The organism is Novacetimonas pomaceti, from assembly GCF_003207955.1.
Classification (GTDB): domain Bacteria; phylum Pseudomonadota; class Alphaproteobacteria; order Acetobacterales; family Acetobacteraceae; genus Novacetimonas; species Novacetimonas pomaceti.
On sequence record NZ_NOXG01000117.1, the window covers coordinates 1 to 735 of the forward strand.

General features: G+C 63.9%; 1 protein-coding gene and 1 pseudogene. Both read right to left on the reverse strand.

The window, feature by feature from the left end; translation table 11 throughout:
• A pseudogene (locus tag CFR71_RS15925) lies at positions 1 to 300 on the reverse strand (secretion protein); the annotation flags it as partial.
• Positions 297 to 735: type IV secretory system conjugative DNA transfer family protein (locus CFR71_RS15930; RefSeq protein ID WP_165832145.1), on the reverse strand; the 439-nt coding region annotated here is incomplete at its 5' end. The gene CFR71_RS15930 and the pseudogene CFR71_RS15925, both read right to left, overlap by 4 nt.

The window sequence follows — 735 nt, forward strand, 5'->3', positions numbered from 1 at the left end:
GAGGATATGGCCGACACCAAGCATGGCCATCCCGTCAGAGGCATAGACATGGCCGACGATATCCGCCAGCGCGAGGGAGTCCGTCGCTTTGCATGTGGCGTAGCGGATCACGCCGTGCACCTTGATCGTGACCGGATGGCCGGTCTTGATGTCGATGCGCGAGGCGCCGAGGCCATGCGCCCAGCGAAGGAGGGAGTCCAGCCCTGGCGCGTTACGCCGTCGCTCCTCGACCCAGGCAAACGCTTTCCTGCCTTCATCCGGCCAGGGTTCGTCGGTCGTGACGGGGGTGGTGATATTCATCGGCAATGCTCCGGATAACCGTAATCGCTTCCGCGCCGGACGTGGCCCTGAAGCCCCGGCTGGCTCGCGATCCGGATCGTGCGGTCGTTGAGGTGGAGGGTGTCTCCTCCTCCCACGGCATCCTTATGCTCAAACACGACGCGCGGTTCTTCGACGCGCCCGGCGTTCAGCAGCACCCGGTAGCGGGCCATGCCGGTAATGTCGCGCTGCAGACGCGACAGGTCGGAGAGGAAGATCTCGGTCGCCTGCTTTTCTCCATCTGCCCAGCCTTCGGCCACCCATTGGTTCCAGTGTGACACTTCCGCCTTTGTGCGAGGCAGGGCCGTGGCTACCGGATGATGCGGTTTGCCCCATGTCCGGACGAGATACGTGCGCCAGTCCGGGGGCGCGGATGTCAGTTGTGCCTCCCGGGTGATCTCGAAAACACATTCTGTC